We start from the raw sequence: 23064 nt of genomic DNA, 5'->3' as shown, positions 1-23064 counted from the left end.
ACCGCGATTTTTAAGCTCGCCGGAAGGGGGCGGCCCTAGTCTGAGCCTACAGAGGACGAAAAAGTCCCAACGAGAAGACCGGGAAACGGCTCTCAAGGAAGACAAGGGTGAAAGACATGTTGAACACTGTAACCAAGCCGGCATGGGCCGGCAGCACGCTTCGATTGGACCCCAAGCGGTTTCCCCAGCAGGTCACTTATGCGCTGCGCGGACATGTGGGCGATGTCACCATCAGCCTGGACGAGCGAGGCGCAGTGTTGCGCAAGATCCTTCCGTCGAGCGGGCTTCCGCTCTCCATCGCGCTTCCGGCCCGGGCCTTCAAAGGTGTCGCCGCCCGTGCGATCGATCACGGAAACGGCCAGGTGACCGTCACGCTCGAACTGCATCACGACGATCCGGATCTCTGCATCCCGCTGCTGGTGGCGCATGACCTGTGCGACATCGCCGCCGACTGGCGCAGCTGGGCGGAAGCCTACCGCATCCCGATGATGATGGTCGAAGCAGACGGGATCGCCCGCCCGCTCGAGGAGCACCTCGGCGAAGTGCAGACCCGGCCGGCCAAGCCCCGCCGCCGCCACTCCTATTTCGCGGATCGCCGCCCGCGCTTCCTGGTACGCCGTTCCATCGGCAATCTCGGATGCCAGCTGCGGATCAACGGTCGCGAGATCATCGCCCGGAGCTAATCGCTCCAAGGCATGACCTCCACCGAAAGCCGGCCGTCCCTGCGGCCGGCTTTCGCCGTTTTCGGAGAGCGGCAGACTTACTCTACGTTTGGATTTTGGCCGTCAGACGCTCCGGTCCGGCAACCGGCACCTCACCGCTCAGGCAAAGGGAAGTGCCGCGACGAAGCCTGCGAAAATGGTCAGGCCGACGACGCTGTTGAACTTGAACAGCACGAGGCACTGCTCCGGATCGTCGATGTCGAGCGTCACGATCTCCCATGCGAGCAGGAGCGCTGCAACGCCGAGGCCGAGATAGGCGACGATCCCGACATTTGCCAGATAGCAGGCAAGAGCCATCAGCAGCACGGTCGCGCTATAGAGCGCGATCAGCCAGCGTGCCGTGTTCTCGCCGAAAAGGCGCGCAGTCGACCGCACCCCGATCAGAGCATCGTCTTCCTTGTCCTGGTGGGCGTAGATCGTGTCGTAGCCGACCGTCCAGGTCACCGCCGCGGCAAAGAGGCAGAGGGGCGCAAGCGCAAGGCTACCAAGCTCCGCGGCCCACCCCATCAGGGCACCCCAGGAAAATGCGAGACCGAGGAAGAACTGCGGCCAGTCCGTGAAGCGCTTGGCAAAGGGATAGATCGCGACGACGACGAGGGACGCGATCCCGAGCACGATCGAGAAGACGTTGAACTGCAGCAGCACCACCAACCCGATCAGGGCCTGGAGCACGAGGAACAGTTTTGCCTGCCCGCGGCTGACACGACCGGACGGCAGGGGGCGCGAACGCGTGCGCGCCACCGCCTGGTCGATCTCATGGTCGACAAGGTCGTTGTAGGTGCAGCCGGCGCCGCGCATGGCCACCGAGCCGACGAAGAACAGGAACAGGTAGAAGGCGAACCGTCCGAAATCCAGCGTTCCGATCTCACGGGCGACATTGGCCGCAAGGGCCGCCGACCAGAAGCACGGCCACATCAGCAACTGCCAGCCGATCGGCCTGTCCCATCTCGCAAGCTGCGCATAGGGCCAGGCAGAGCGCGGCAGAACGCGGTAAACCCAGTTGTCGGATGGCGCGTCGGCGACGCGCCCGTTGTCGGAGGAATGGAAGCTCATTGGCGAGGTCTGAACTCAAGCGAAGCGTTCGTCAACCCCGACCGAACGGCCCGCCGTCAAGGAACGGTGAAATCGAAGCGATAGGTCGCCGACACCCCGACCAGGAACTGGTTGGCGGAGCCGCGCTCCTTGACCAGGCTGGAATCGGCGGCATCCCCGAGGAGCCGCGTATACTCGGCGAAGGCGCTCGTATCGATCTTGTCCGTCGCCTTCCAGGTGATCTCGGCACCGACGCCGGCCGAATGGATGCCACCGCCCGGATTGTACTGGCTCAGCCCGGATTTGGCCGATTCAGACGCGTTCACACCGTAGTAGGCGTCCATGTAGTCGTTCGACGCGAAGGAAAGGCGCGGGCCGGCGGAAATGCGGATGTCCGGCGCCACATCCGTGAACGCATCGGCGGCGAAGTCAGCGACGACGCCGGTGTGGCTGCGGATGCCCTGGCGGACTTCGCCGCGAACGCGCAGCCAGTCGGTCGGATAGGCTTCGGCGAAACCGCCGATCTCGACGCCGAAATCGATCGGCTTCAGGCCCTTCAGATCATCGGAATCGTCCTTGTCCCGCGGCATGACGAGCTTGCCGGTGAGGCCGGCCCTCATTGCCCCATAGTCAAACAGTCCGAACGATGCATTGTCGTTGCGCGATGAAAAGCGCACGGGATTGCCATGCTTGCCGAGAGAGATCATCGGGCTCGCCTGCAGCAGGTAACTGTCGGAGCCCTCGTAGCGCGGCGCATAGAAACCGGATGCTCCGAGCTTCAGGTACCAGTCGCCCGACCACCAGTGGGAACCATCGGCGGCCAAGGAGACCACCGGGGATGCCAGAAGAAGACCTATCGAAAGCGCGGGACGGAAGCAGAAACTCAAAACGAAACCTCGACGATGCAACGACATTCACCCCGGTATCGTCAGGACGAATCCGGGCGGGACGGCGAACACTAACCGGGTTGCGTTACCGATGCACTAACCATTCGCCTTAAGTCCGGAGAAAGGTGACCCACATTTTCCGGCATTGTGGCCAAAATATACTGCAACTCTTCTGATTGCCCGCAATGGGCAAGCCTGCGGATGGGTGGACCTTGCCATGGTGGCCGACATGCCGCGTGGCGACGCGTCGATGACCTTGCCACGAGATCGAAGGTCAGCGCCGGGCCGGCTGGAATAGCTCTACAAGGTTCCCGGAGGGGTCAACCAGGAGAATTTGCGATCCGCCGGGCCCTGTGACGACATCGTTGCGCAAGCGCACTCCGGCAATGCGTAAGCGAGCGACCTCGGCAAGCAAGTCATCGACGACGAGGTGAATGCGGTTCCAGCCGCCGGGCCGCGGCTGTTCGCCGTCGGGCATCGGCCTTCCCGCCGAGCTGGTCGGCCCGCTGAGCAACAGCCGCAACGCCCCCCGTTTGACGTCAGCGAAAGCGGGGGCATGGTTGGAGATAAGCGAAAAGCCCAGATGCCGGACATACCATTCGACGGCAGCATCGACGTCGTCGACCATGTAACGCACATTGACTGAAGTGTCTGACATTCCTGTCTCCCGACACTGGAATTGCCGGGCCACCTTCCGGCGGCCGCGGCGCGGGTTGAAAATGGAAGTCACCGGCATTCTACAGAGGAATTTTCAGGGAATGAAGTGAACGTCCGCGTTTGACCTCGGGTAGATTGCCGAAGCCCTCCCTTCCAGAGGAGAGACGCATCCGCGGGATCCTTTGGGTGCCCCGGCCCTTGACCTTTGGGACGCACGCCCTTAACCCGCCTTCAAACAGTGGCTCGAGGGTCTTGCAATGAAAGTTCTGCTGATCGGATCTGGTGGACGCGAACACGCGCTGGCGTGGAAGCTGGCGCAATCCCCGCAGCTTACGACGCTCTATGCGGCCCCGGGAAACCCCGGCATATCGGAATGCGCGACACTCGTGGCGCTCGATACCGACGATCACGAGGCGGTGATCCGGTTCTGCCGCGAAAACGGCGTCACCTTCGTCGTGGTCGGGCCTGAGGCGCCGCTCGTCGCTGGTATTGCCGACAAGCTGCGCGCGGCTAGCGTAGCGGTCTTCGGCCCATCGGCCGCTGCCGCACAACTGGAAGGCTCGAAGGGCTTTACCAAGGATCTCTGCGCCAAATACGACATCCCGACCGGTGCCTATCAGCGCTTCACGGATGCGGAGGCGGCCAAGGCCTATGTCAGGGCCGAAGGCGCGCCGATCGTCGTCAAGGCAGACGGACTTGCCGCCGGCAAGGGCGTGACCGTGGCGATGACGCTCGAGGAAGCTCTCGCTGCGATCGACGACTGCTTCGACGGTGCCTTCGGTTCCGCGGGCGCCGAGGTGGTGGTGGAGGCCTTCCTCGACGGCGAGGAGGCGAGCTTCTTCTGCCTCTGCGACGGCAAGACCGCCTTGGCGTTTGCCTCCGCCCAGGATCACAAGCGCGTCGGCGACGGCGACACGGGACCGAACACCGGCGGCATGGGCGCCTATTCCCCGGCGCCGGTGATGACCGCGGACATCGTCGAGCGGACGATGAAGGAGATCATCGAGCCGACCATACGGGGCATGGAGCAGGACGGCCATCCCTTCACCGGCGTGCTGTTTGCCGGGCTGATGGTGACGAAGAAGGGGCCCGAACTCATCGAGTACAACGTCCGCTTCGGCGACCCGGAATGCCAGGTGCTGATGATGCGGCTGAAGACCGACCTTCTGCCGCTACTCTACGCCGCTGCGACGGGCACGCTCGACCAGGTCTCCGCGGAGTGGAAGGACGATACGGCACTGACCGTCGTCATGGCCTCCAAGGGCTATCCGGGTTCGTACGCGAAGAATACGCCGATCGACGGCATCCCGGCCGATGGCGCCTCCACCAAAGTGTTTCATGCCGGCACAGCGCTGAAGGACGGCAAACTGGTGGCGACCGGCGGCCGCGTACTCAATGTCACCGCCGTGGCTTCGACCGTGGAGGCGGCACAGAAGGCAGCCTATGCCGAGCTCGACAAGGTCGTATGGGAGAACGGCTTTTGCCGTCGCGACATCGGCTGGCGGGCGGTGGCGCGCGAGAAGGCGTAGCCTCGAGGCCTTTCAAAGGTTTACGAAGAAAAACCGGCAAGTCATTCAAATTTTACCATTTCTCCTGACCGGAACGTAACGGAGAACGCATATTCTCCGGTTGAAAGATCAGGGGAGTAGCTCCGAATGCGCCGTCTGTTGTCCACATTTGCGATTGCGGTCCTTGCCACGCCAGCCTTGGCGGGGTCCGTGGAGCGCCTTGTACCCGGCGACCAGTCGGAAAAAAGCGTGGAAGTGATCAGTTGCGACCACTGCCCGGCTCTCAAGGAAGAGCAAAAGGCCCACAGCTATAACGTGGGCGAGATCGCTCCGGGAACGCAGAAGATCGAGATCCGCGACGTCAACGGCGAGAAGAAAATGTTCCGCACCGAAGCCTGGTTCGGCGGTTCACCTGTTGTCTTCGTCAACACGGCTCCGGACCAACCCTCGGCAGCGGCCAAGGCGGAACCCCAAGCGGCGGACACCGCCGTCGATGCGGCGATCACCCCTGTCGACTCCAATCTCAAGACGGGTGCGCTGGATGCGGCGGCGGCAAGTGGCGCCATGCCGGCCAATGCCGCCTCCGCGGGCGAATCACGCGAGTTTGATCCGTCCCGGTTTGAATTACGCCTCAATTGATCGCATATTTATCAACGTTCCCTGCCCCATCGGCCCCCACGGGCCCGATCGGGCATCCGCCTCGGCGGATGTCTTGCGCCCCTGAAGAGAAGCGGGGGCGCAAGCGTTTTCAGGGTAATGCCGCGATTTTCTCAACAAGAAAATCAACTTCGCTGTCGGAAAACACCTCCACGCCGTTGCGCTGGAGATAGGCAGCAGTGACCCCCTGCCCGGCGTGCCTGCGCCCAGAAAAGCTGCCGTCATACACGAAGCCTGACCCGCAGGAAGGGCTGCCATCGATCAGGAGTGCGAAGCGACAGTGGTTTTCCCGCGCCACCGCAAGGGCGATCCGCGCGCCATCGATATAGGCTGCAGTCACGTCACCGCCGGTCACCTCCAGCACCCGGGCCCGGCCGTCCAGAACATCGTCGCCGTTCATCGCGCGCTCGATTTCCGCCGGCGGACGCGGCACGGCAAAGCCACCCGCAAGCTCCGGGCAGAGGCTCACCAGCCTGCCTTCCGCCTTCCAACGGTCGACCGCTTCGTGCAGGAGCGGCTTCGCAGAACCGTTGTAGCGGACTGGCAGTCCCATGAGACAGGCACTGATGAGGATCTTCGGCAGCATGCCGATCTGTTAATCCCAACCGGGGCGCAGGCGCAAGCGCGCTTTGGCGCGGTGGCGGCGACGGCCGACTGACATGCAGCCGTCGCTCGAGCGCTTCCGTCAGCCCGAGATCTTGGAGAAATCGGCGACGGCGCCGGTCGCGGTACGGATCATCTTCAGAAGGGCCAGACGGTTGGCCCGGATCGCCGGATCCTCGTCGTTGACGAGAACGTCGTCGAAGAAGGTGTCCACGGGTGCGCGAAGCTTCGACAGCGCCTCCATGGCGGAACGGAAGTCTTCGCCCGCGACAGCGGCGGCAGCATCCCGGGCGGCGACTTCGACCGCTGCAAACAGTGCCCTTTCCGCGTCGAGACGGAACAGATGCGCCGAAACGGCAGCCGCGATCGTCGTGCCCTTCTTCTCCTCAGCGGCGAGGAGCTGCGTGGCGCGCTTCGTGCCGGCAAGCAGGTTCTGGCCGTCTTCCGAGGTGATGAAGGCCGTGAGCGCCTCGACGCGGCGCGCGACCATCAGGAGGTCGTCGGCGTCGGGAGTCAGGACGGCATCGATCAGGTCATGGCGCGCGCCGAGATCGCGGAGATAGACCTTCAGACGATCGTGGAAGAAGGAGAGCAGGTCGAGATCACTTGCAACCGTCAACAGAGGCAACCGGATGCCGCGTTCGAGAAGGATGCGGATGACGCCGAGTGCTGCCCGGCGCAAGGCGTAGGGGTCCTTGGATCCCGTCGGCTTTTCGTCGATGGCCCAGAAGCCGACGAGCGTATCCAGCTTGTCCGCGAGCGCCACCGTTACCGCCACCGGATCGGTGGGGACGCGGTCCGAGGGTCCCTGCGGCTTGTAGTGGTCCTCTATCGCTTCCGCGACGGCAGGCGCTTCTCCCTGGAGAAGGGCGTACTTGCGGCCCATGATGCCCTGGAGCTCGGGGAACTCCCCGACTGCCTCGGTGCGCAAATCGGCCTTGGCAAGCACGACCGCCCGGTCCGTCAGCGTGGGATCTGCGCCGGTCGCCTTTGCAAGAGCGGCGGCCAGCGTCCGGATGCGCGCCACGCGCTCGCCCTGCGAGCCGAGCTTTGCGTGGAAGGTCACGTTCAGGGCGTCGAGCTTGGCCATGCGCTGGTCGAGCGGTCTGGCGAGATCGAGGCCGAATTTTTCCGCGGACGGCTTGAGCGTCTCGAGATCCGGCAGGTCCCCCTGGTCCCGGGTCCAGAAGTGCTTGGCGTCCGAAAGGCGCGCGCGCACCACCTTGCCGTTGCCGTGAACGATTTCCTTGCCGCCGTCCTTTGCCTCGATGTTGGAGACGAGGACGAAGCGGTTGGAGAGCTTCTCTTCGCCGGGCGCGCGCGTGACGAAACACTTCTGGTTGGTCTTGATCGTCAAGCGGATGATCTCGGAGGGGATCGCCAGGAACTCCTCCTCGAAGGTGCCCATCAGCACCTGCGGCCATTCGACGAGGCCGGAGACCTCTTCGAGAAGGCCCTCATCCTCGACCAGCTCAAGGCCGTTGGCGAAGGCTACATTGGCGGCATCTGCCGCGATGATCTGCTTGCGGCGCTCCGCATCGAGGATCACCTTCGCCTTTTCCAGCTGCGCCACGTAGTCATCGAAGCGCCGGACGGTGAAGGCCTCGGGCGCATGGAAGCGATGCCCGAAGGTGACGTTACCGGCAGCAATCCCGTCGACTTCGAAGGCAACGACGCGCGTCTCCTCGGTCTCGGAGCCGAAAAGGCAGACGATCGACTGCAGCGGGCGAACCCAGCGCAGCGCGCCCGGCCTTGCGGACGCTGCCCCCCAGCGCATCGACTTCGGCCAGGGGAAGTCGCGGACGATGCCCGGCATGACCTCAGCGATAATCTCCTCGGCTCCGCGGCCGGGCTTGACGATGTGGGCGACATAGAAATCGCCCTTCTTGGGATCGCTGTGAACGTGCGCCTCGCTGATCGAGCTCAGCCCGGCGCCGCGCAGGAATCCTTCGATCGCCTTCTCGTTGGCGTCGGTTCGCGGGCCTTTGCGCTCCTCGCGGATATCGGCCGACCGGGCGTTCAGACCGCGGATGTCGAGGGTAAGGCGACGCGGCGTCCAGTATTCCTTGGCACCTTCGTAGGTGAGCCCCGCATCCACGAGTGCATCGGTGACGAGCTTTCTCAGATCCCCGGCAGCCTTGCGCTGCATGCGGGCGGGGATTTCCTCGGAGCGGAGTTCGAGCAGGAGATCGGGCATGGATGGATGCTTTTTCGTGAGGATCGTTGGACTGGGGCGGACTTAGCAAGCCACGCGGCAAAAGTCATCCATGCAATGAGGAAAAGTCGACCGCGTGGCGTAGGCACCGGAGTGGTGGCAGCTTTTTTGCGTATTCAGCGGCCGTCACCGGATCGCGGGCACTACCATCCGCCTCCGCCTCCACCGCCTCCACCGCCACCGGAGAAGCCGCCGCCGCTGCTGCCGGAGGAAAATCCCGAGGACGAACTCTTCGGCGGGGGCGGCAGGGACGAGGTGAGGCTGTCGGCCATGGAGCCGGCAAAGCCGCCGATACGGTCGGAGAAGCGATCAGGATTGAAGCGGTCGCCAGCATACCAGAGGGGCTGATAGGCCGCCGCCGCGACGCCGGCGGCAGTGGCTGCCACCAGCCAGCGCTCGAAAGTATCGGTCCAGGGTTTTTCCACTCCGAGCGCCACGGCATAGGGCAGCAGGGTCTCGAAGTGGCGCGGCGACATCTGCGGCGCCCCCATCATGTTCATCCGGTCCTGCTCGGCGAGCGTCAGATAGCGACGAAGCCCCTCGATGCCATCCATCATCTTGCGGCCGATCGGAGTGGGAGCGCCCATCAGGAAATAGAACAGCAGGTTGACCAGAATGATTCCGCCGATGGCGCCCAGGAGCGGCAGATCGTCGGTGAGCGACGCCGTCGTCATCACGGCAACGACGATCGAGACCAGGATGCTCAAGCCGACGAACAGGATGAAGGCGATGACGGCGATCGCCAGGATCTTCGACTTGATGTCGCGCGTGCCCTTCAGGGATCGCCCGAAGGTCACGGCGAAGATCGCCACGAAAAAGGAAATGAACACCGGCATGACCACCATGGCGATGCCGTTCTCGGACAGGTTTCCGAAAATCACCAGCGCGGCGATCGAGGCGGCCGAAAGCGCGATGCCGCCTGCAATGTATCCCCAGTTGGCGTGGTAGTACTGGTTGCGGTGCTCCTTCTCCATCGCATCACGGAAATCACCCCCCAGCGATTGGACTCGGGTGCCGTTGCCCTTGTCGATGATGAACCGCGAGCCCGTCCCGCCGATCGCCTTCATCAGCACCGCCTCACCGGTCGGAAGCTTGTCCTGCACCGGTTTTTCGGTCCGTGTCGCCACGATCGATTGCTTGAGGTCTTCGAGCACCACATAGCCCTTGACCGCAAGATTGAGGAAAGAGGCGGAAAGGGCCGTCCAGCCCTGCCCCCCGAACCCCCTGCCGTCGATGTAGTTGACGAGCGCTGGAGAAGCCCCTTCCGGGGCATCCCACCGCGGCACGATCACGCCTCCTGGAGGGTCGCGCCCGGCGGACGTCCACGACGTCGTATAGTACGCGCCCACCACGGCGAGCCCGGCGAAAGCGAGGATGACGTTGAGATGATCCAGCAGGAACCACATGTGCTCCTGGGTCTTTGACGGGCGATCGATGCTCCCCGACGGCATCCGGACGCCGATCGTCAATCCCTCGTGGGCACGCAGCGGCCGGGTCGTTATGAATTCCGCCTTTCCGCCCTCGTAGCTGGCATTGGCATCCTTGCCGGTCGCGCCATAGGCACCGGTGAACACGGTAAGGTCGTCCGGCTCTACACCTGTCGGCAGCGAGACGCTCGCGGTGGCGGTCTCGATCGGAAATGCCCATTCCGTGCCGGTGACGTTCCAGAAGAGCTCGTCATGGCCTTCGAAGAAGCGGATCTGACGCGTTGTCTCGTAGGTCAGGCGGAAGTCGTGCATGCCGGGCGAAAGAAAGACATCCTCGGCGCCGAAATAGATGCGGATGCCGTCGCTGCTTCTCTCGGTATGGTAGGGCTCCTCCTTGCCGTCGCGTTCGACACGCACGATGTCGAACCCGACCCAGTGCTTGCGGCCCGCGTCATCGAGAAACGTCAGCGGAAAATCGCGATAGATGCCGCGCCGTATCTGGTTGCCCTCGGCGTTCGCCCTGATCGTCTCCGTGACCGTCAGTGTGCCGTCCTTGGCGACGACGATCTCCGCGTGAAAACTGTCGATGAATTCGGCCGCCCGGACGGCACCGGCGAAAAACAGCGCCAGAACGACCGTGAGAAGAACCCCGCATCTCGTCATCTGCGCGCCTCCCAGCTCCCTTCTGCCGGTATCAGAACTTGACGCTCGGAACCGCCCGGTCGGCTTCATTGGTGATCTCGAAGAAACTAGCCTTGTCGAACTTGAAGACGTTGGCGATGAGATTGGAGGGGAAGCTCTCCACCCTGACGTTAAGGTCGCGGGCCGCGCCATTGTAGTAGCGGCGCGACATCTGAATCTCGCCCTCGATCGTTTCGAGGGACTTCTGAAGTTCGGCGAAGTTCTGGTTGGCCTTCAAGTCCGGGTAGGCCTCGGCGAGCGCGAAGAGCTTTCCAAGCGCCTGGCTCAACAGGCCCTCCGCCTGGGCGCGCCCCGCAACGTCGCCGGGCGGCACGGACTGGGCCTTGTTGCGCAGTTCGACGACGCTTTCCAGCGTGCCCTTTTCGTGGGCCGCATAGCCCTTCACGGTCTCGATGAGATTGGGAATGAGATCCGCACGCCGCTTCAACTGGACGTCTATGCCGGACCAGGCCTCTTCCTTGGTCTGCCGCGCCTTGACCAGCCCGTTGTAGATGATCACTCCGTAGAGAACCACCACGACGGCAATTGCCAAACCGATCATCCCACCCTCCGTTGTCTTTTTCTCGCTCCCGCGTGGCGTTTCGCGACCGGCACGCACGACCAGTGGCGGGTGCGTTCAGTTAGTGCACAATCCATCCGGAAAATCGATGCCGATTTTTGGACTTTGTGGTGAGCGAAACCTGCGCACGCCCACCCTTCCACCACGATGTTTCCCAGGGAACCGCGCGAACCGGCGATCGGGTCGATAGTGGCGTCATAGCAGCCACTCCAATCCGAAGACCGTCGCCATGAAAACCTTCGCGCTCACCCTCAACATCATCGCTTTCAGCGCGTTGTTCCTCGCCTACACGACGGGCTCCGCAGACGACCGGCCGACGGGTGTGCGCCGGGCGCTCCAGACCTACGCCGGCCAGGTTCCGACGGGCGATTTCCCGACGCTGAAGCCAATGTGGGAACTCGGCATCAAGTGGAGCGATGTCGTCTGACAACTGCCAGTTGCCGAAGAGCCGTCTGCCGTGCGAGGATCGGATCTAGTTGATTCTCGCGATATGACGATCCGCTGAAATAGGCTATCTCTGAACCATACCAAGTCGAATGCCCGCCACAGGGCGGTACATGCCTGTATCCACCGCGTTTGCCACCAACTCCAGAGCAGAAGCGCAGCCGGCCATGACGACCATAGAGATGCTGTATCCCGTTATCCTCGCCCTCGCCGCCGCCTGGGGTGCAAGCTTCGTGCTTCGCCAGAGGGCCGTGAAGCGCTGCCCAGTCCCGGTCAGGGTCCAGAAGCGCCGGTCACGCTAGATCCGTCAGTCGAAAGTCCAGGCAGAGGGCAGAACAGCCCCCTATTCGTTCAGGCCGCCTTGCTTGCCCAGTTCACCCCACCCGCATCCGTCAGCAGGAAGGCTTCGCCGCAGGCCTTCGCCAGAGTGCGTACTCTCAGGATGTAGCTCTGGCGCTCGGTGACCGAGATGACGCCGCGCGCATCCAGCAGGTTGAAGACGTGCGATGCCTTGATGCACTGGTCATAGGCGGGCAGCACGCATTTGTGGAGCTGCTGGTTGCCCTCGTCGCCGGGAGCGCCGGCCGCGAGAAGCGCCAGGCACTCCCTTTCCGCGTCGATGAAATGACGGTGAAGCATTTCGGTGTCGGCAAATTCGAAATTGTGGCGCGAATATTCCTGCTCGGCCTGCAGGAAGACGTCGCCGTAGGTGATCTTCTCGTCGCCCTCGCGGCCGTTGAAGTTGAGGTCGTAGACGTTGTCCACGCCCTGCACGTACATGGCGAGGCGCTCGAGACCATAGGTCAGCTCGCCCGAAACCGGCGAGCATTCGATGCCGCAGACCTGCTGGAAATAGGTGAACTGCGATACTTCCATGCCGTCGCACCAGCACTCCCAGCCGAGGCCCCAGGCGCCGAGCGTCGGGCTTTCCCAGTCGTCCTCTACGAAGCGGACGTCGTGCAGCAGCGGATCGAGGCCGATTGCAGCAAGCGACCCGAGATAGAGTTCCTGCAGGTTGGAAGGATTCGGCTTCAGGATGACCTGATACTGATAGTAATGCTGGAGCCGGTTCGGGTTCTCGCCGTAGCGTCCGTCGGACGGACGCCGGGACGGCTGCACGTAGGCAGCCTTCCAGGGGCGCGGGCCGAGCGCGCGCAGCGTGGTCGCGGGATGGAACGTCCCTGCGCCGACTTCCATGTCGTAGGGCTGCAGCACCGCGCAACCCTTGTCCGCCCAGTAGTTGTGGAGCGTCAGGATCAGCCCCTGGAAGGAGCGCGTGGGGTGCATGTGATCTGGAAGGGCGGCAGAGGTCATCGGTCCGGTCCGGCAGTCGTCAAAGAGGTGGCGGACAGGTGCCACGGCGCGACCGAAGGGTCAAGGGCCGCGACCCGGCTTTCCTGCAGAGGTCCCTGTCAATGGCGCTCGAGTGAGCGGAACAGGCCGGAGCCTGCCGGCTGGACAACCGCGCGAACGCTTCTTGGCGCGAGTTCCGGCACCGCGGCGACCGCCTGACGTGCGGCGGCCGGCATGCGCCCCCGATGCCAGGAGGCAATTGCCGGGAGTGCGCTCGCGAGCCTGCCCGTCGCCTTCCAGCCGAGGGCCTCGAGCGCGGAGGCGTCGATCTCGGGATGACTGACATTCTGGGCGCGTCCGCCGGAAAACACGATTTCGGAACCGGAGCCAGGCAGGTGATCGAGGACCATCTGCGCGACGTCGAGCACCGCGTGGTCCTCTCCGCTCGCGACGTTGTAGACAGCATTGCGCATCCCGCGCGAGACGACCGTGCGAAGTGCCGCGCAGAAATCCGAAACGGTCACGAAGCCGCGCCTCTGCATGCCATCGCCGTGGATGGTCAACGGCTTGCCTACCAGTGCGAACTCGACGAAACGCGGGACGAGCCTGTCCACATTCTGGCGGGTCCCGACGATGTTGACGGGCCTCAAGACGCGAATGTCGAGACCATAGGACTGGCAAAGCCCGGCGATGAGCATCTCGGCCGCGGCTTTCGATCCGCCCCGGGGATTGTCCGGGCGGAGCGCCGCCTGTTCCGAGAGCGCAGTTACCGCGCCCGAGCCATACACCTCGACCGAACTCATATGGATCATCAAGGGCACCCGGGTGCGCGCCATGGCCTCGACCACGACCTGCGTCCCGATGGCATTGGAGAGACTGAAGCGCTCCGGAGCCGTGTAGGAGCGTTCCAGACTGCTTTCACCGGCTGCATGCACCACCAGGTCCGCATCCCTCATGACCTCGGTCATGAGATCGAGATTGCCGACGTCGCCCTGGCGCAACATCACCCTTCCAGTAAGGAACGCCGCATCGAGATTGGACATCAGGCCTGTGGAGGTGAACGCATCCACCACGCGGATCTGCGCCTGGGGGCAGGTTCGCAGCAGATCGTCGACCACGTGCGAGCCGACGAAGCCGGCACCGCCGGTCACGACGATTGTACGGATACTGGATAGATCAAGCGACGACATGGCACCTGCACAGCGATTCGAGCCTCTATGGGCACACGTTCGCTGAAAATGTAGCCGCCACCAATGGTGCAGCCCCGCTCGATGAACCTTTATCGACGGTTAACCTTACGCCGCGTGGTTAATGCCTCATCCTGCGACAGGTCGAGGCATGGCGCGTCCCGAAGGGGAACAGAATGACCTGGTGCCTATTCCCCGTTTCGGCGCACCCGATACTCGCCGGTTTCCGGGTCCTTTACGAGCGTACCGATCGCGCCGGTTTCCCGTTCCTTCTCCGCTTGCCGGCGGGCGCGGGTGAGACGCTCCGCATCCTTTACGAACTTGCGGTAACCGAGCCAGATGACGGCCGCCACGATGAGCAGGAATATCAGTTGCGGCATCTGCACATTCCCCTGGGGTCGTTCCGTTTCTTTGTTGCGTGGCGCAGTCTTTCAGATCCGTGTACAACGCATGGCGTGTTCTTGTCTTCGCGCTTGTCTAGTCCCGAAACCGTTCCCTGCCTTCGGGAGACAATCACCAGCTCCGTACTCACAGGCCGTAACGCGCCCATAGCGCCTTTTCCTCGGCGAGTTCGGCAATGGCTTGAACGCCGGCCGAACCGAGCCGTTCCGGCATGTCGGCGCCCCACCCGCCGCCGATCACGCCCGGAAGCTTGCGACCGAAGAGCCCGCGCGAAGCTGAGACGAGTTCAAGACGCGCATTGTCGCCGAAGCGCTTGCGGATCTCGCTGCGCATATCGCCGAGGCCGTCCACCAGGCCCAGATCAAGCCCCCGCTGCCCTGTCCAGAACAGACCCGAGAAAATATCGGGAGCGTCCGCCAATCTCGGCCCACGGCGTTCACGGACCATGCGGATGAAAACGTCGTGAATCTCGAGTTGAAGCGACTTCAGATACTCGATGTCCGCTTCGCGTTCCGGCTTGAAGGGATCCAGGATCACCTTGTTTTCGCCGGCCGTGTACACTCTGCGCTCGACGCCGATCTTCTTCAAGAGTTCGGGAAAGCCGAAGCCGCCCGAAACCACACCGATGGAACCGACGATCGAGGTGGGGTCGGCGATGATCTCGTCTCCGGCCAGAGCGATCATGTAGCCGCCGGATGCCGCGACATCCTCGACGAACACGAGAACGCGCTTGTCCTTCTCGGCTGCGAGGTCGCGGATGCGCTGGAAGATCAGCCGAGACTGTACGGGAGAGCCGCCGGGCGAGTTGATCGACACTGCGACGGCGGGGGCAGACTTGTAGGAAAATGCCCGCTCCAGCGGCTGCGATACGGAAGCCAGATTGAGCGCCGGCCGAAACTGGTTGCCGCCAACCATGATCGTGCCATGCAGTCTCACGACGGGAATGGTGATGCCCTCCTTGCGGAACCGCTTCGGCACCAGCTTCCTCAGTAATCCACCCATGTCGACTTCCGGTCTCCCGTTCATTCATTCACCACATGCGCCAGATGTATGCACGCGACCGAAAAACACAATGCCGACAACTCAAAAACCCCTTGGACCTGCGCCCCGGCGGCACCGAACGAGGCGTTTCAGCCATCTTCGCGAAGATACGGCCTTGTCAAAGCGCGCGAATGCGGCATTATTGCAAATCATTCTTATTATCATTTATGCTTTTGGGATAACGGCCAGCACCATGCTCGAACGCAATCGGCAGGCAGGATGGAAGCACCAACCGGGCGATCCGTCGCTCTCGGAAGTGTACCGCAGCGTGGCGGTCGGCGGCCGTTCCGCATTTCGACGGGCCGCAGCCTTCATGGGACCGGGTTACATGGTCGCCGTCGGCTACATGGATCCGGGAAACTGGGCGACCTCGCTCGCCGGCGGATCGAAATTCGGCTACGCGCTCCTGACCATCGCCCTGCTTTCGAACATCATGGCGATCATACTGCAGTCGCTGTGCGCCCGCCTTGCCATCGGGGCCGGACGGGACCTCGCACAGGCCTGCCGCGATGCCTATCCGAAGCCCGTGTCGATCGTCCTCTGGTTTCTCGCCGAGATCGCCATCATCGCAACCGACATCGCGGAAGTGATCGGCACTGCGATCGGCCTCAATCTCATTTTCGGGATCCCGCTCGAAATCGGCGTTCTCATCACCGCGTTCGACGTCTTTCTCATCCTTTATCTGCAGCGGCTCGGCTTCCGCTGGATCGAGGCATTGATCATTGCGCTCCTCGGCGTGATCGCCATTTGCTTCGCGGTCCAGATCGTGCTGGCCGATCCCAATTGGGGCGAGGTGATCAAGGGCTTTGCGCCGACCACCGAGATCGTCACGAATCCCGACATGCTGTACCTCGCACTCGGCATCCTCGGCGCGACGGTAATGCCTCACAATCTCTACCTGCACTCGGGCATCGTACAGACTCGCGCCTATGGCGAGACGCTCGCCGAGAAACGGGAGGCACTGACCTTTGCGACGATCGATTCGACGATCGCGCTCACCTTCGCCCTCGTCATCAACTCGTCCATCCTCATCCTGGCCGCCTCCGCCTTCCATGCCACGGGCCGCACGGAGGTCGCGGAACTTGGCGAGGCACATTCCCTGCTCTCCCCGCTCCTCGGCGCCGCGATCGCACCGGTGCTGTTCGGCATCGCCCTGCTTTGCTGCGGCATCAACTCGACCGTGACGGCGACGCTTGCGGGACAGATCGTGATGGAAGGCTTCCTGCGCATACGGCTGAAGCCCTGGATGCGCAGGCTCATGACGCGTGCGATCGCCATCGTGCCCGCCGCCGGCGTCACCATATGGTATGGCGACGGCGGCACCTCGGCGCTGCTGATCCTCACCCAGGTCGTGCTGAGCCTGCAACTGTCCTTCGCGGTCTTTCCGCTGGTGATGTTCACGGCCGACCGGGCGAAGATGGGGGAAATGGTCGCACCCCGCTGGCTCGTGGCGATAGCCTACCTTGTTGCCGTTACGATCGCAGTGCTGAACGTGAAGCTGCTGTTCGATTTCGTCAGCTGACCACCCGCTAAGCGGCCGGCCGCTTTCTCGGGTAGGCCGCCCTGCCATTGTTGAGATCGTCGACGAAGGCGGAGAAACGGTGTCCCTCCCCGTCATGCATGATCAGAGGTGCCCGCAGCGACAGGCGGGCCCGGGATCCCTTGATGGCGGTCACGAGAATGCGCACGGCGTTTTCGCCGGAACGCGGATGAAGTGGCGTGATTTCGATGCCGCCGAAGCGCTTGCCGCAGGCTGCAATGATGTCGGCAATGGACTGGGGCCGAGCGATCAGGGACAGCTGACCGCCCGGCTTCATGATCGCGCCCGCCGTGCGCAGCCAGCTCTCGAACAGGCCATGCTCCATGGCGTGGGCCTCTTCTTTCAGCCGGTCCGGGGTCCTGCGATCGGCCAGATCGTTGAACGGCGGGTTCATGATCACGTGGTCGTGAATCTCGTCCTGCAGGCCGGCCGCGAGTCTCGCCTTTCCGGTCAGCGTGACGTCCGCTTCGAGAACCGTTATCCGGCCGGCGAGGCGAACGTTCTCCCCGAGCGCAATGCTCCTGCGGGCATACTCCGCCATGACGGGAGAGCGTTCGATCAGCAGGACCTCGGCGCCCTCGATCCGCGACGCCACGGCAAGCCCCGCCGCACCCGCGCCGGCCCCGAGGTCGGCGACCAGGATCGGCCCTTCGGCGGCGACAAGCGAGGCAAGCAGCATGGCGTCCATCCCGGAGCGATGTCCCTCGCCGCCTGGCTGCACCAGATGGAAACGACCCCGGTGAAAGGCATCGACAGTATCCGCCTTGGGCGGCCTCGGCGTGGTCAAGACCGGAGCTCCCCCTCAAGGCCGGCATCCTTGAGAATGCGGCGCGCCTCGTCGGCCCGCTCCTCGTCCACCATCAGGCGTTGCTGCAGCATGCCGAGGGAACCCTCAAGCACGCTCATGGCACGGTCAGCGATAAAGCAATGAATGCCTGCTTCCTTCATCAGGCTTTCAGCGAAGGACAGGAGGACTGCATCGTTGGTGCGTATCAGCTCGATCATTTTCTCTTCATTTTCCCGTCAGTTTTCGCAGGTCGGGACATTTCGCCTCTTGCCCGGCCAAGCCCCCCTTTCTATTGTCTCGCGACGGAAATGAACAGGAGTCCGGGCAGTTGGGCGTCGTGATACCGCTTGAAGAGAGCAAAAACAAACAGGCTTCGGTGAAGCCGCTGGTCGATCTGACCAAGGCTGACATGGAGCGTGTGAACCAGCTGATCCTGTCGAAGGCCGGTTCCGACGTACAGATGATTCCGGAAGTGGCGAACCATCTGATCTCCTCGGGCGGCAAGCGCCTGCGGCCGATGCTGACGCTCGCGGCGGCCTCGATGTTCGGCTATGGCGGCGATCATCACGTGAAGCTGGCGACAAGCGTCGAATTCATGCACACGGCGACGCTTCTCCACGACGACGTGGTGGACGAAAGCGATCTCCGGCGCGGGAAATCGACCGCCCGGATGATCTGGGGCAACCAGGCCAGCGTTCTCGTCGGCGACTTCCTGCTCGGGCAGGCCTTCAAGATGATGGTCGAGGTCGGTTCGCTGGACGCACTTGACGTGCTCTCCACCGCGGCGACGGTGATTGCCGAAGGCGAAGTCATGCAGCTTTCGGTCGCCAAGAACATGGAGACGACCGAGGACGATTACCTGGAGGTGATCAAGGCCAAGACGGCGGCTCTCTTCGCAGCTGCCTCGGAAGTCGGACCGATCATTGCCAATGCGGGCAAGGCCGAGCGCAATGCGCTGAAATCCTACGGCATGAACCTCGGCCTCGCCTTCCAGCTCGTCGACGACGCCCTGGATTACGGCGGAAAGGCCGCCGACCTCGGCAAGAACACCGGCGACGACTTCCGCGAAGGCAAGATCACGCTGCCGGTCATTCTCGCCTGGCGGCGTGGCACTGCGGAGGACCGGGCTTTCTGGCGCGAGGCGCTTGAGGACGGCCAGAGCAGCGACGCCAATCTGGAACGTGCGCTCGCGCTCATCAACCGCTATGGCGGGCTCTCCGATACGATCGCACGCGCACGTCACTACGGCACAATCGCCCGTGACGCTCTCGCGCCTCTGCCGGAGACACCGTGGAAAGCGGCGCTGCTTGAAGTGATCGACTTCTCGATCGCTCGCGTCAGCTAACCAAAAGTTGTTTTCGGACCATCAGGAAATTCTTGCCGCACCGCGCCAAAAAAGCCATTCTCTAACGTCATGAGTCCAGCACCTCTGGATCGGTCATGACGGAGATGGCCCGCGCGGGCGCGCGGGCGATCACAATCGAAAGGCATGTTGATGCGGCATTCACTTATCTTCCGTCTTCTCTCGAGCGTGGCCGTCGTGGCTGGCGTCGCCTTGGCGACCCTCCCGCCCGCTCTTGCCGAGGATGCTGCTCCGCCGGCTGCCGAAACGCCATTCGACCCGATGACGACCAATTCGTTCTCCGGCGCTTTCCTGGCTGCCAGAACGGCGGACTTCGACAAGGACTATGCGACAGCCGTCGCGCTGTACAAGATTGCGCTGCAGTTCGATCCGACCAATGCGGACGTCAAGCAGAGGCTGATGATCACCCTGCTGATGAACGGCGATTTCAGCGAAGGCGTAAAGATCGCCGACGCCCTCAAATCGGACGCGTCGGTGGAGCGCATCACGACCGTCATGCGCGGCATGGAAGCCATCCGCAAGCGGGAATACAAGAGCGCCCAGAAGATCCTGAACTATGAAGGACCGAACGACCTCGACCGGCTGATGAACAACCTTCTGGTAGCCTGGGCCAAGTTCGGCGACGGCCATCCGAAGGAGGCGCTCTCGCTGATTTCAGGCATGAAGGGCCCGGAATGGTTCGGCATCTTCAAGAACTATCATGCCGGCGTTCTGGCCGCGGCTGCCGGTGACAAGACGACCGCGCGTGCGCGCCTCAACGACGCCATCCTCGATCGCAACGGCGGCGCGGCCGCTCCCGACACGTTCATGCGGGCGGTCCAGGCGCTGGCGCGCCTCGAGGCTCGCGAGGGCAACAAGCAGAAGGCACTCGACGCAATCGCCGTCGGCGAGAATCTCGTTCCGAGCTATGCGCCCCTGAAGGCGCTTCGCCAGAGCATCGAAAAGGGCGAGAAGCAGGAGCAGCAGGTTCGCACCGCAGCCCAGGGTGCGGCGGCCGTCATGTTCTCCGTCGGCGGGGCACTGAACCGCGAGGGCGCGGAAGACATCGTCACGCTCTATCTGCAGGCATCCCGCGCGCTCGACCCCGAAAGCGACGACGTGCTGGTTCTTCTCGGCGGCCTGGCGGAAAACCAGCAAAAGCCGGAAAACGCCATCAAGTACTACCGCGCCGTTCCCGAGAAATCGCCGATGCGGCGGATTTCCGAACTGCAGCTCGGCCTGAACCTCGCGGACACCGGCAAGGTGGACGAGGCGAAGAAGCACCTCAAGGCGTTGATCGAAGCGGACCCCACGGACCTGCGCAGCTATCTCGCCTACGGAAGCGTGCTGTCCGATGCCAAGGAATACAAGGAGATGGGCGAGAACTACGATCGCGCCGTCGAGATCATCGGTTCCGTGCCTTCCCGCAATCACTGGAGTGTCTTCTTCCAGCGCGGCATCGCCTATGAGCGCCAGAAGAAGTGGGACCTCGCGGAGCCGAACTTCCGCAAGGCGCTGGAGCTCAATCCGGACCAGCCACAAGTGCTGAACTACCTCGGCTATTCCTGGGTGGACATGAACGAGAACCTCGACGAGGGGCTCGACATGATCCGCAAGGCCGTCGACCTCAAGCCCGATGATGGCTACATCGTCGACTCGCTCGGCTGGGCGTACTTCCGCCTCAGCAAGTTCGATGACGCGGTGAACGAGCTCGAGCGGGCAGCGGAGCTGAAGGCCGGCGACGCCACCATCAACGATCACCTTGGCGACGCCTACTGGCGTGTCGGGCGCAAGCTCGAGGCGACCTTCCAGTGGAACCGCGCGCTCGGCCTGAAGCCGGAAGAAGACCAGATCCCGAAGATCAAGGAAAAGATCGCAAACGGCCTTCCGCCGTTGACCAAGAGCGTTCCGGCTGCAGCAGAAGCCTCCGACGGTGCCAAGCCGGTCAAGAATCCTTCTCCGGAAGGAACGGAGGCGGACAAGAAGTCCTGATTCCGGATGAGCGGACATGACGGGCTTGCCGGCTTTGCCATCGTCGAGCCGGCGCCGGCAAAGATCAACCTCGCGCTCCACGTCGTAGGCCAGCGCGAGGACGGCTATCATCTCCTCGAGACCCTGGTGACTTTCTGCGCCTTCGGCGACCGGCTCGGGGTGATGGCAGCCGAAGAGGACCAGTTCACCATTTCCGGTCCCTTTGCGGGTGCGCTCGGCGAGAGCGATGCCGGCAACAACCTCGTGATCAGGGCACGCGATCTCCTGCGCCAGCGGCTCGCCAGCCGCGCCATGGCCGCACCGCCGCTTCATCTCCACCTCGAAAAGAACCTTCCGGTTTCTTCCGGCATCGGCGGCGGCTCGGCGGATGCGGCGGCCGTGCTGCGCGCCCTTCCCCGCTTCTGGCGGGCACCGATAGCGGAAGGCGATCTGATGGATATGGCGGCTCAGCTCGGCGCAGACGTGCCGATGTGCGTTGCCTCCACCCCACTGCTCGCGCGCGGGATCGGCGAAGAGCTTCTGCCGCTCAGGGATTTCCCCGCGCTTTCCCTGGTGCTCGTCAACCCTCTCGTTTCCGTCTCGACGCCCCTCGTCTTCCGGCTGCTCACCTCCAAGGCGAACGATCCGCTCGTTCTTCCCGACAGTCCCCGGACACGGGTCGAGTGGCCCTTCATCCTCGAAGGCATGCGAAACGATCTCGAGCCGCCCGCGCGGGTGCTGGTGCCGGAGATTGGCGAGGCGGCAGCGCTGCTCGAGGAGAGCGGGGCAAGCCTTGTGCGGATGTCGGGTTCTGGGGCAACGTGTTTTGGGATATACGGGCCCCGGTCCGATGCAGTGAAGGCACAGGAGACGCTTTCGCGGCTTCGGCCGGACTGGTTCGTCGCCGCGACAGAAACCCTTGCGGGGAGCCCCTGAATGGCAACACTCGAAACGACAAGACCTTTCATACCGGTGGGAATAGCGGTTCTGACCGTTTCCGACACCCGCACGATGGCCGATGACCGCTCCGGCGACCTGCTGGCCCAGCGGATCCAGGACGCGGGGCACAGGCTCGAGGCACGGCAGATCCTGCCGGACGAAATTGCGCTCATCCGCGCCCAGGTAACGGATTGGACGCTCGAACCGGCAATCGACGTCGTCATCACCACTGGAGGGACCGGCTTCACTGGCCGCGACGTCACGCCAGAGGCGCTGGAGCCATTGTTCGAGAAGCGCATGGACGGCTTCTCCGAGGTCTTCCACCGCATCTCCTACGACAAGATCGGAACCTCGACGATTCAGTCCCGCGCGACCGGCGGCGTTCTCAACTCGACGTTCATCTTCGTGCTGCCGGGTTCGCCGGGCGCCTGTCGCGACGCCTGGGATGGCATCCTGCGACTGCAGCTCGACTATCGTCACCTGCCCTGCAATTTCGTGGAGATCATGCCCCGTCTCGACGAGCATCTGAAACGCGGCTGAACCGGCCGCTTGCGTCCGTCAGTCCTCGGCGCGAAGCGCCTTCACTGCCCAGGCAGGAACGATCTCCGCCACGAGATTTCTCGTCGCATGGCCCGTGGCGATCTGTTCCAGTCGCATCCCCGTGCGCACGACGGCTGACGCCTGCCGCTTCGACACCAGGTATCCGCGTTCCAGCGGTGCAAGCCGCCTTCCGAAGCGCTTGAAGAACGGTCGCCTGTGATTGCGCGAACCGGTGAAACGCGCTGGGGAACGGTTCAGGGCCACATATTCCTGCACGACATCCACCCAGCCCGTGAGCGGCCGCGAACCCGGCTCGAGCAGCATCAGCCAGTCGCCGCGCGCCGAGCGCACGACGTCCTTCATGTCCCAATGCGTCAGGAACCGGCAGCCGGCGGCATCAGCCACTCGGCATGAACCATCACGCGAGCCGAGGTCGAGGATAATGACGTCACGCACGAGACCCTCGACCGCGCCCGAAACCAGCGCGGACAAGGTTTGGGCCAGTTCGGCCTCGTTGTCCCTGCATTCCATCATGATTGTCAGCATTTTCCTGACATACCGCATCGCACCAACGAATGCCACCGGCATTGTCACAGAATGCAACCATGG

The 23064-nt window shown here is 63.3% G+C and carries 24 protein-coding genes; 10 read left to right on the top strand and 14 right to left on the bottom strand.

Features of this window, described 5'->3' with window-relative positions; translation table 11 throughout:
- Nucleotides 1-116 precede the first annotated feature (116 nt).
- Complete coding sequence (locus tag F3Y30_RS08145) at nucleotides 117-683, top strand: DUF6101 family protein (RefSeq protein ID WP_203425959.1); 567 nt, start codon at nucleotides 117-119, stop codon at nucleotides 681-683.
- A 138-nt stretch (nucleotides 684-821) separates the two neighbouring features.
- Here the strand turns inward: F3Y30_RS08145 and ubiA are convergent, their stop codons facing one another.
- From ubiA to F3Y30_RS08130, 3 genes are all read right to left on the bottom strand, one after another.
- Nucleotides 822-1775: a 4-hydroxybenzoate octaprenyltransferase gene (ubiA, locus tag F3Y30_RS08140; protein ID WP_203425958.1), complete on the bottom strand. Its 954-nt coding sequence runs from the start codon at nucleotides 1773-1775 to the stop codon at nucleotides 822-824.
- A gap of 56 nt (nucleotides 1776-1831) precedes the next feature.
- Nucleotides 1832-2578, bottom strand: coding sequence for a MipA/OmpV family protein (locus F3Y30_RS08135; protein WP_246752909.1), 747 nt, complete (start codon nucleotides 2576-2578; stop codon nucleotides 1832-1834).
- A gap of 337 nt (nucleotides 2579-2915) precedes the next feature.
- On the bottom strand, nucleotides 2916-3299 hold the full coding sequence (locus F3Y30_RS08130) for a VOC family protein (RefSeq protein ID WP_203425956.1): 384 nt from the start codon (nucleotides 3297-3299) through the stop codon (nucleotides 2916-2918).
- 256 nt (nucleotides 3300-3555) lie between these two features.
- Between F3Y30_RS08130 and purD the strand changes: the two genes are divergently transcribed.
- Together purD and F3Y30_RS08120 are read left to right on the top strand one after the other, a co-directional pair.
- On the top strand, nucleotides 3556-4827 hold the full coding sequence (gene purD / locus F3Y30_RS08125; RefSeq protein WP_203425955.1) for a phosphoribosylamine--glycine ligase: 1272 nt from the start codon (nucleotides 3556-3558) through the stop codon (nucleotides 4825-4827).
- A 126-nt stretch (nucleotides 4828-4953) separates the two neighbouring features.
- Nucleotides 4954-5445 carry a plant virulence effector HPE1-like domain-containing protein gene (locus F3Y30_RS08120; RefSeq protein ID WP_203425954.1) on the top strand — a complete coding sequence of 164 codons (492 nt, stop codon included), beginning with the start codon at nucleotides 4954-4956 and terminating at the stop codon, nucleotides 5443-5445.
- 109 nt (nucleotides 5446-5554) lie between these two features.
- Here the strand turns inward: F3Y30_RS08120 and F3Y30_RS08115 are convergent, their stop codons facing one another.
- The 4 genes from F3Y30_RS08115 to F3Y30_RS08100 form a co-directional block, all read right to left on the bottom strand.
- The gene (locus tag F3Y30_RS08115; protein WP_203425953.1) at nucleotides 5555-6049 is read right to left on the bottom strand and encodes a DUF523 domain-containing protein; all 495 of its coding nucleotides are present in this window, start codon (nucleotides 6047-6049) and stop codon (nucleotides 5555-5557) included.
- A gap of 99 nt (nucleotides 6050-6148) precedes the next feature.
- Nucleotides 6149-8263 carry a glycine--tRNA ligase subunit beta gene (gene glyS / locus F3Y30_RS08110; protein ID WP_203425952.1) on the bottom strand — a complete coding sequence of 705 codons (2115 nt, stop codon included), beginning with the start codon at nucleotides 8261-8263 and terminating at the stop codon, nucleotides 6149-6151.
- Between the two features lie 161 nt (nucleotides 8264-8424).
- Nucleotides 8425-10371 carry a DUF2207 domain-containing protein gene (locus tag F3Y30_RS08105; RefSeq protein ID WP_203425951.1) on the bottom strand — a complete coding sequence of 649 codons (1947 nt, stop codon included), beginning with the start codon at nucleotides 10369-10371 and terminating at the stop codon, nucleotides 8425-8427.
- 31 nt (nucleotides 10372-10402) lie between these two features.
- Complete coding sequence (locus F3Y30_RS08100) at nucleotides 10403-10951, bottom strand: LemA family protein (RefSeq protein ID WP_203425950.1); 549 nt, start codon at nucleotides 10949-10951, stop codon at nucleotides 10403-10405.
- 247 nt (nucleotides 10952-11198) lie between these two features.
- On the opposite strand from F3Y30_RS08100, the gene F3Y30_RS08095 reads away from it, so the two are divergent.
- Nucleotides 11199-11396 (top strand): hypothetical protein, encoded by a 198-nt coding sequence (locus tag F3Y30_RS08095; RefSeq protein WP_203425949.1) that lies wholly within the window; start codon nucleotides 11199-11201, stop codon nucleotides 11394-11396.
- 130 nt (nucleotides 11397-11526) lie between these two features.
- Nucleotides 11527-11715 carry a hypothetical protein gene (locus F3Y30_RS08090; protein ID WP_203425948.1) on the top strand — a complete coding sequence of 63 codons (189 nt, stop codon included), beginning with the start codon at nucleotides 11527-11529 and terminating at the stop codon, nucleotides 11713-11715.
- A gap of 49 nt (nucleotides 11716-11764) precedes the next feature.
- On the opposite strand, the gene F3Y30_RS08085 is transcribed toward F3Y30_RS08090, so the two are convergent.
- The 4 genes from F3Y30_RS08085 to F3Y30_RS08070 form a co-directional block, all read right to left on the bottom strand.
- Nucleotides 11765-12727, bottom strand: coding sequence for a glycine--tRNA ligase subunit alpha (locus tag F3Y30_RS08085; RefSeq protein WP_203425947.1), 963 nt, complete (start codon nucleotides 12725-12727; stop codon nucleotides 11765-11767).
- A 98-nt stretch (nucleotides 12728-12825) separates the two neighbouring features.
- The gene (locus tag F3Y30_RS08080; RefSeq protein WP_203425946.1) at nucleotides 12826-13896 is read right to left on the bottom strand and encodes an NAD-dependent epimerase/dehydratase family protein; all 1071 of its coding nucleotides are present in this window, start codon (nucleotides 13894-13896) and stop codon (nucleotides 12826-12828) included.
- Between the two features lie 185 nt (nucleotides 13897-14081).
- Nucleotides 14082-14273 (bottom strand): hypothetical protein, encoded by a 192-nt coding sequence (locus F3Y30_RS08075; RefSeq protein ID WP_203425945.1) that lies wholly within the window; start codon nucleotides 14271-14273, stop codon nucleotides 14082-14084.
- 148 nt (nucleotides 14274-14421) lie between these two features.
- Nucleotides 14422-15297, bottom strand: coding sequence for a S49 family peptidase (locus F3Y30_RS08070; RefSeq protein ID WP_203425944.1), 876 nt, complete (start codon nucleotides 15295-15297; stop codon nucleotides 14422-14424).
- A gap of 232 nt (nucleotides 15298-15529) precedes the next feature.
- Between F3Y30_RS08070 and F3Y30_RS08065 the strand changes: the two genes are divergently transcribed.
- On the top strand, nucleotides 15530-16858 hold the full coding sequence (locus tag F3Y30_RS08065) for an Nramp family divalent metal transporter (RefSeq protein ID WP_203425943.1): 1329 nt from the start codon (nucleotides 15530-15532) through the stop codon (nucleotides 16856-16858).
- 7 nt (nucleotides 16859-16865) lie between these two features.
- On the opposite strand, the gene F3Y30_RS08060 is transcribed toward F3Y30_RS08065, so the two are convergent.
- Nucleotides 16866-17663: a methyltransferase gene (locus tag F3Y30_RS08060; RefSeq protein WP_246752908.1), complete on the bottom strand. Its 798-nt coding sequence runs from the start codon at nucleotides 17661-17663 to the stop codon at nucleotides 16866-16868.
- Complete coding sequence (locus F3Y30_RS08055) at nucleotides 17660-17881, bottom strand: DUF2007 domain-containing protein (protein ID WP_203425942.1); 222 nt, start codon at nucleotides 17879-17881, stop codon at nucleotides 17660-17662. The genes F3Y30_RS08060 and F3Y30_RS08055 overlap by 4 nt, the downstream gene beginning before the upstream one ends.
- Before the next feature lie 110 nt (nucleotides 17882-17991).
- On the opposite strand from F3Y30_RS08055, the gene F3Y30_RS08050 reads away from it, so the two are divergent.
- The 4 genes from F3Y30_RS08050 (at nucleotide 17992) to moaB (ending at nucleotide 22455) form a co-directional block, all read left to right on the top strand.
- Nucleotides 17992-19008, top strand: coding sequence for a polyprenyl synthetase family protein (locus tag F3Y30_RS08050; protein WP_203425941.1), 1017 nt, complete (start codon nucleotides 17992-17994; stop codon nucleotides 19006-19008).
- Between the two features lie 150 nt (nucleotides 19009-19158).
- Entirely contained in the window at nucleotides 19159-20997 is a 1839-nt protein-coding gene (locus F3Y30_RS08045) for a tetratricopeptide repeat protein (protein WP_203425940.1), read from the top strand.
- Nucleotides 20998-21003: 6 nt separating this feature from the next.
- Nucleotides 21004-21912 (top strand): 4-(cytidine 5'-diphospho)-2-C-methyl-D-erythritol kinase, encoded by a 909-nt coding sequence (locus F3Y30_RS08040; RefSeq protein WP_203425939.1) that lies wholly within the window; start codon nucleotides 21004-21006, stop codon nucleotides 21910-21912.
- Nucleotides 21913-22455 carry a molybdenum cofactor biosynthesis protein B gene (moaB, locus tag F3Y30_RS08035; RefSeq protein ID WP_203425938.1) on the top strand — a complete coding sequence of 181 codons (543 nt, stop codon included), beginning with the start codon at nucleotides 21913-21915 and terminating at the stop codon, nucleotides 22453-22455.
- Between the two features lie 18 nt (nucleotides 22456-22473).
- Here moaB and F3Y30_RS08030 read toward each other — a convergent pair whose 3' ends face one another.
- Entirely contained in the window at nucleotides 22474-23001 is a 528-nt protein-coding gene (locus F3Y30_RS08030) for a glycosyl transferase (protein ID WP_203425937.1), read from the bottom strand.
- Nucleotides 23002-23064: the final 63 nt, after the last annotated feature.

The organism is Sinorhizobium sp. BG8 (assembly GCF_016864555.1).
GTDB lineage: Bacteria > Pseudomonadota > Alphaproteobacteria > Rhizobiales > Rhizobiaceae > BG8.
This window is presented reverse-complemented; position numbering and strand designations above follow the sequence as displayed.

Excerpts from the sequence above, each read along its gene's own strand:
- F3Y30_RS08145 (WP_203425959.1), top strand. The coding sequence starts at position 117 with ATGTTGAACACTGTAACCAAGCCGGCATGGGCCGGCAGCACGCTTCGA.
- ubiA (WP_203425958.1), bottom strand. The coding sequence starts at position 1,775 with ATGAGCTTCCATTCCTCCGACAACGGGCGCGTCGCCGACGCGCCATCC.
- F3Y30_RS08130 (WP_203425956.1), bottom strand. The coding sequence starts at position 3,299 with ATGTCAGACACTTCAGTCAATGTGCGTTACATGGTCGACGACGTCGAT.
- purD (WP_203425955.1), top strand. The coding sequence starts at position 3,556 with ATGAAAGTTCTGCTGATCGGATCTGGTGGACGCGAACACGCGCTGGCG.
- F3Y30_RS08120 (WP_203425954.1), top strand. The coding sequence starts at position 4,954 with ATGCGCCGTCTGTTGTCCACATTTGCGATTGCGGTCCTTGCCACGCCA.
- F3Y30_RS08115 (WP_203425953.1), bottom strand. The coding sequence starts at position 6,049 with ATGCTGCCGAAGATCCTCATCAGTGCCTGTCTCATGGGACTGCCAGTC.
- glyS (WP_203425952.1), bottom strand. The coding sequence starts at position 8,263 with ATGCCCGATCTCCTGCTCGAACTCCGCTCCGAGGAAATCCCCGCCCGC.
- F3Y30_RS08105 (WP_203425951.1), bottom strand. The coding sequence starts at position 10,371 with ATGACGAGATGCGGGGTTCTTCTCACGGTCGTTCTGGCGCTGTTTTTC.
- F3Y30_RS08100 (WP_203425950.1), bottom strand. The coding sequence starts at position 10,951 with ATGATCGGTTTGGCAATTGCCGTCGTGGTGGTTCTCTACGGAGTGATC.
- F3Y30_RS08095 (WP_203425949.1), top strand. The coding sequence starts at position 11,199 with ATGAAAACCTTCGCGCTCACCCTCAACATCATCGCTTTCAGCGCGTTG.
- F3Y30_RS08090 (WP_203425948.1), top strand. The coding sequence starts at position 11,527 with ATGCCTGTATCCACCGCGTTTGCCACCAACTCCAGAGCAGAAGCGCAG.
- F3Y30_RS08085 (WP_203425947.1), bottom strand. The coding sequence starts at position 12,727 with ATGACCTCTGCCGCCCTTCCAGATCACATGCACCCCACGCGCTCCTTC.
- F3Y30_RS08080 (WP_203425946.1), bottom strand. The coding sequence starts at position 13,896 with ATGTCGTCGCTTGATCTATCCAGTATCCGTACAATCGTCGTGACCGGC.
- F3Y30_RS08075 (WP_203425945.1), bottom strand. The coding sequence starts at position 14,273 with ATGCCGCAACTGATATTCCTGCTCATCGTGGCGGCCGTCATCTGGCTC.
- F3Y30_RS08070 (WP_203425944.1), bottom strand. The coding sequence starts at position 15,297 with ATGGGTGGATTACTGAGGAAGCTGGTGCCGAAGCGGTTCCGCAAGGAG.
- F3Y30_RS08065 (WP_203425943.1), top strand. The coding sequence starts at position 15,530 with ATGCTCGAACGCAATCGGCAGGCAGGATGGAAGCACCAACCGGGCGAT.
- F3Y30_RS08055 (WP_203425942.1), bottom strand. The coding sequence starts at position 17,881 with ATGATCGAGCTGATACGCACCAACGATGCAGTCCTCCTGTCCTTCGCT.
- F3Y30_RS08045 (WP_203425940.1), top strand. The coding sequence starts at position 19,159 with ATGCGGCATTCACTTATCTTCCGTCTTCTCTCGAGCGTGGCCGTCGTG.
- F3Y30_RS08040 (WP_203425939.1), top strand. The coding sequence starts at position 21,004 with ATGAGCGGACATGACGGGCTTGCCGGCTTTGCCATCGTCGAGCCGGCG.
- moaB (WP_203425938.1), top strand. The coding sequence starts at position 21,913 with ATGGCAACACTCGAAACGACAAGACCTTTCATACCGGTGGGAATAGCG.
- F3Y30_RS08030 (WP_203425937.1), bottom strand. The coding sequence starts at position 23,001 with ATGCTGACAATCATGATGGAATGCAGGGACAACGAGGCCGAACTGGCC.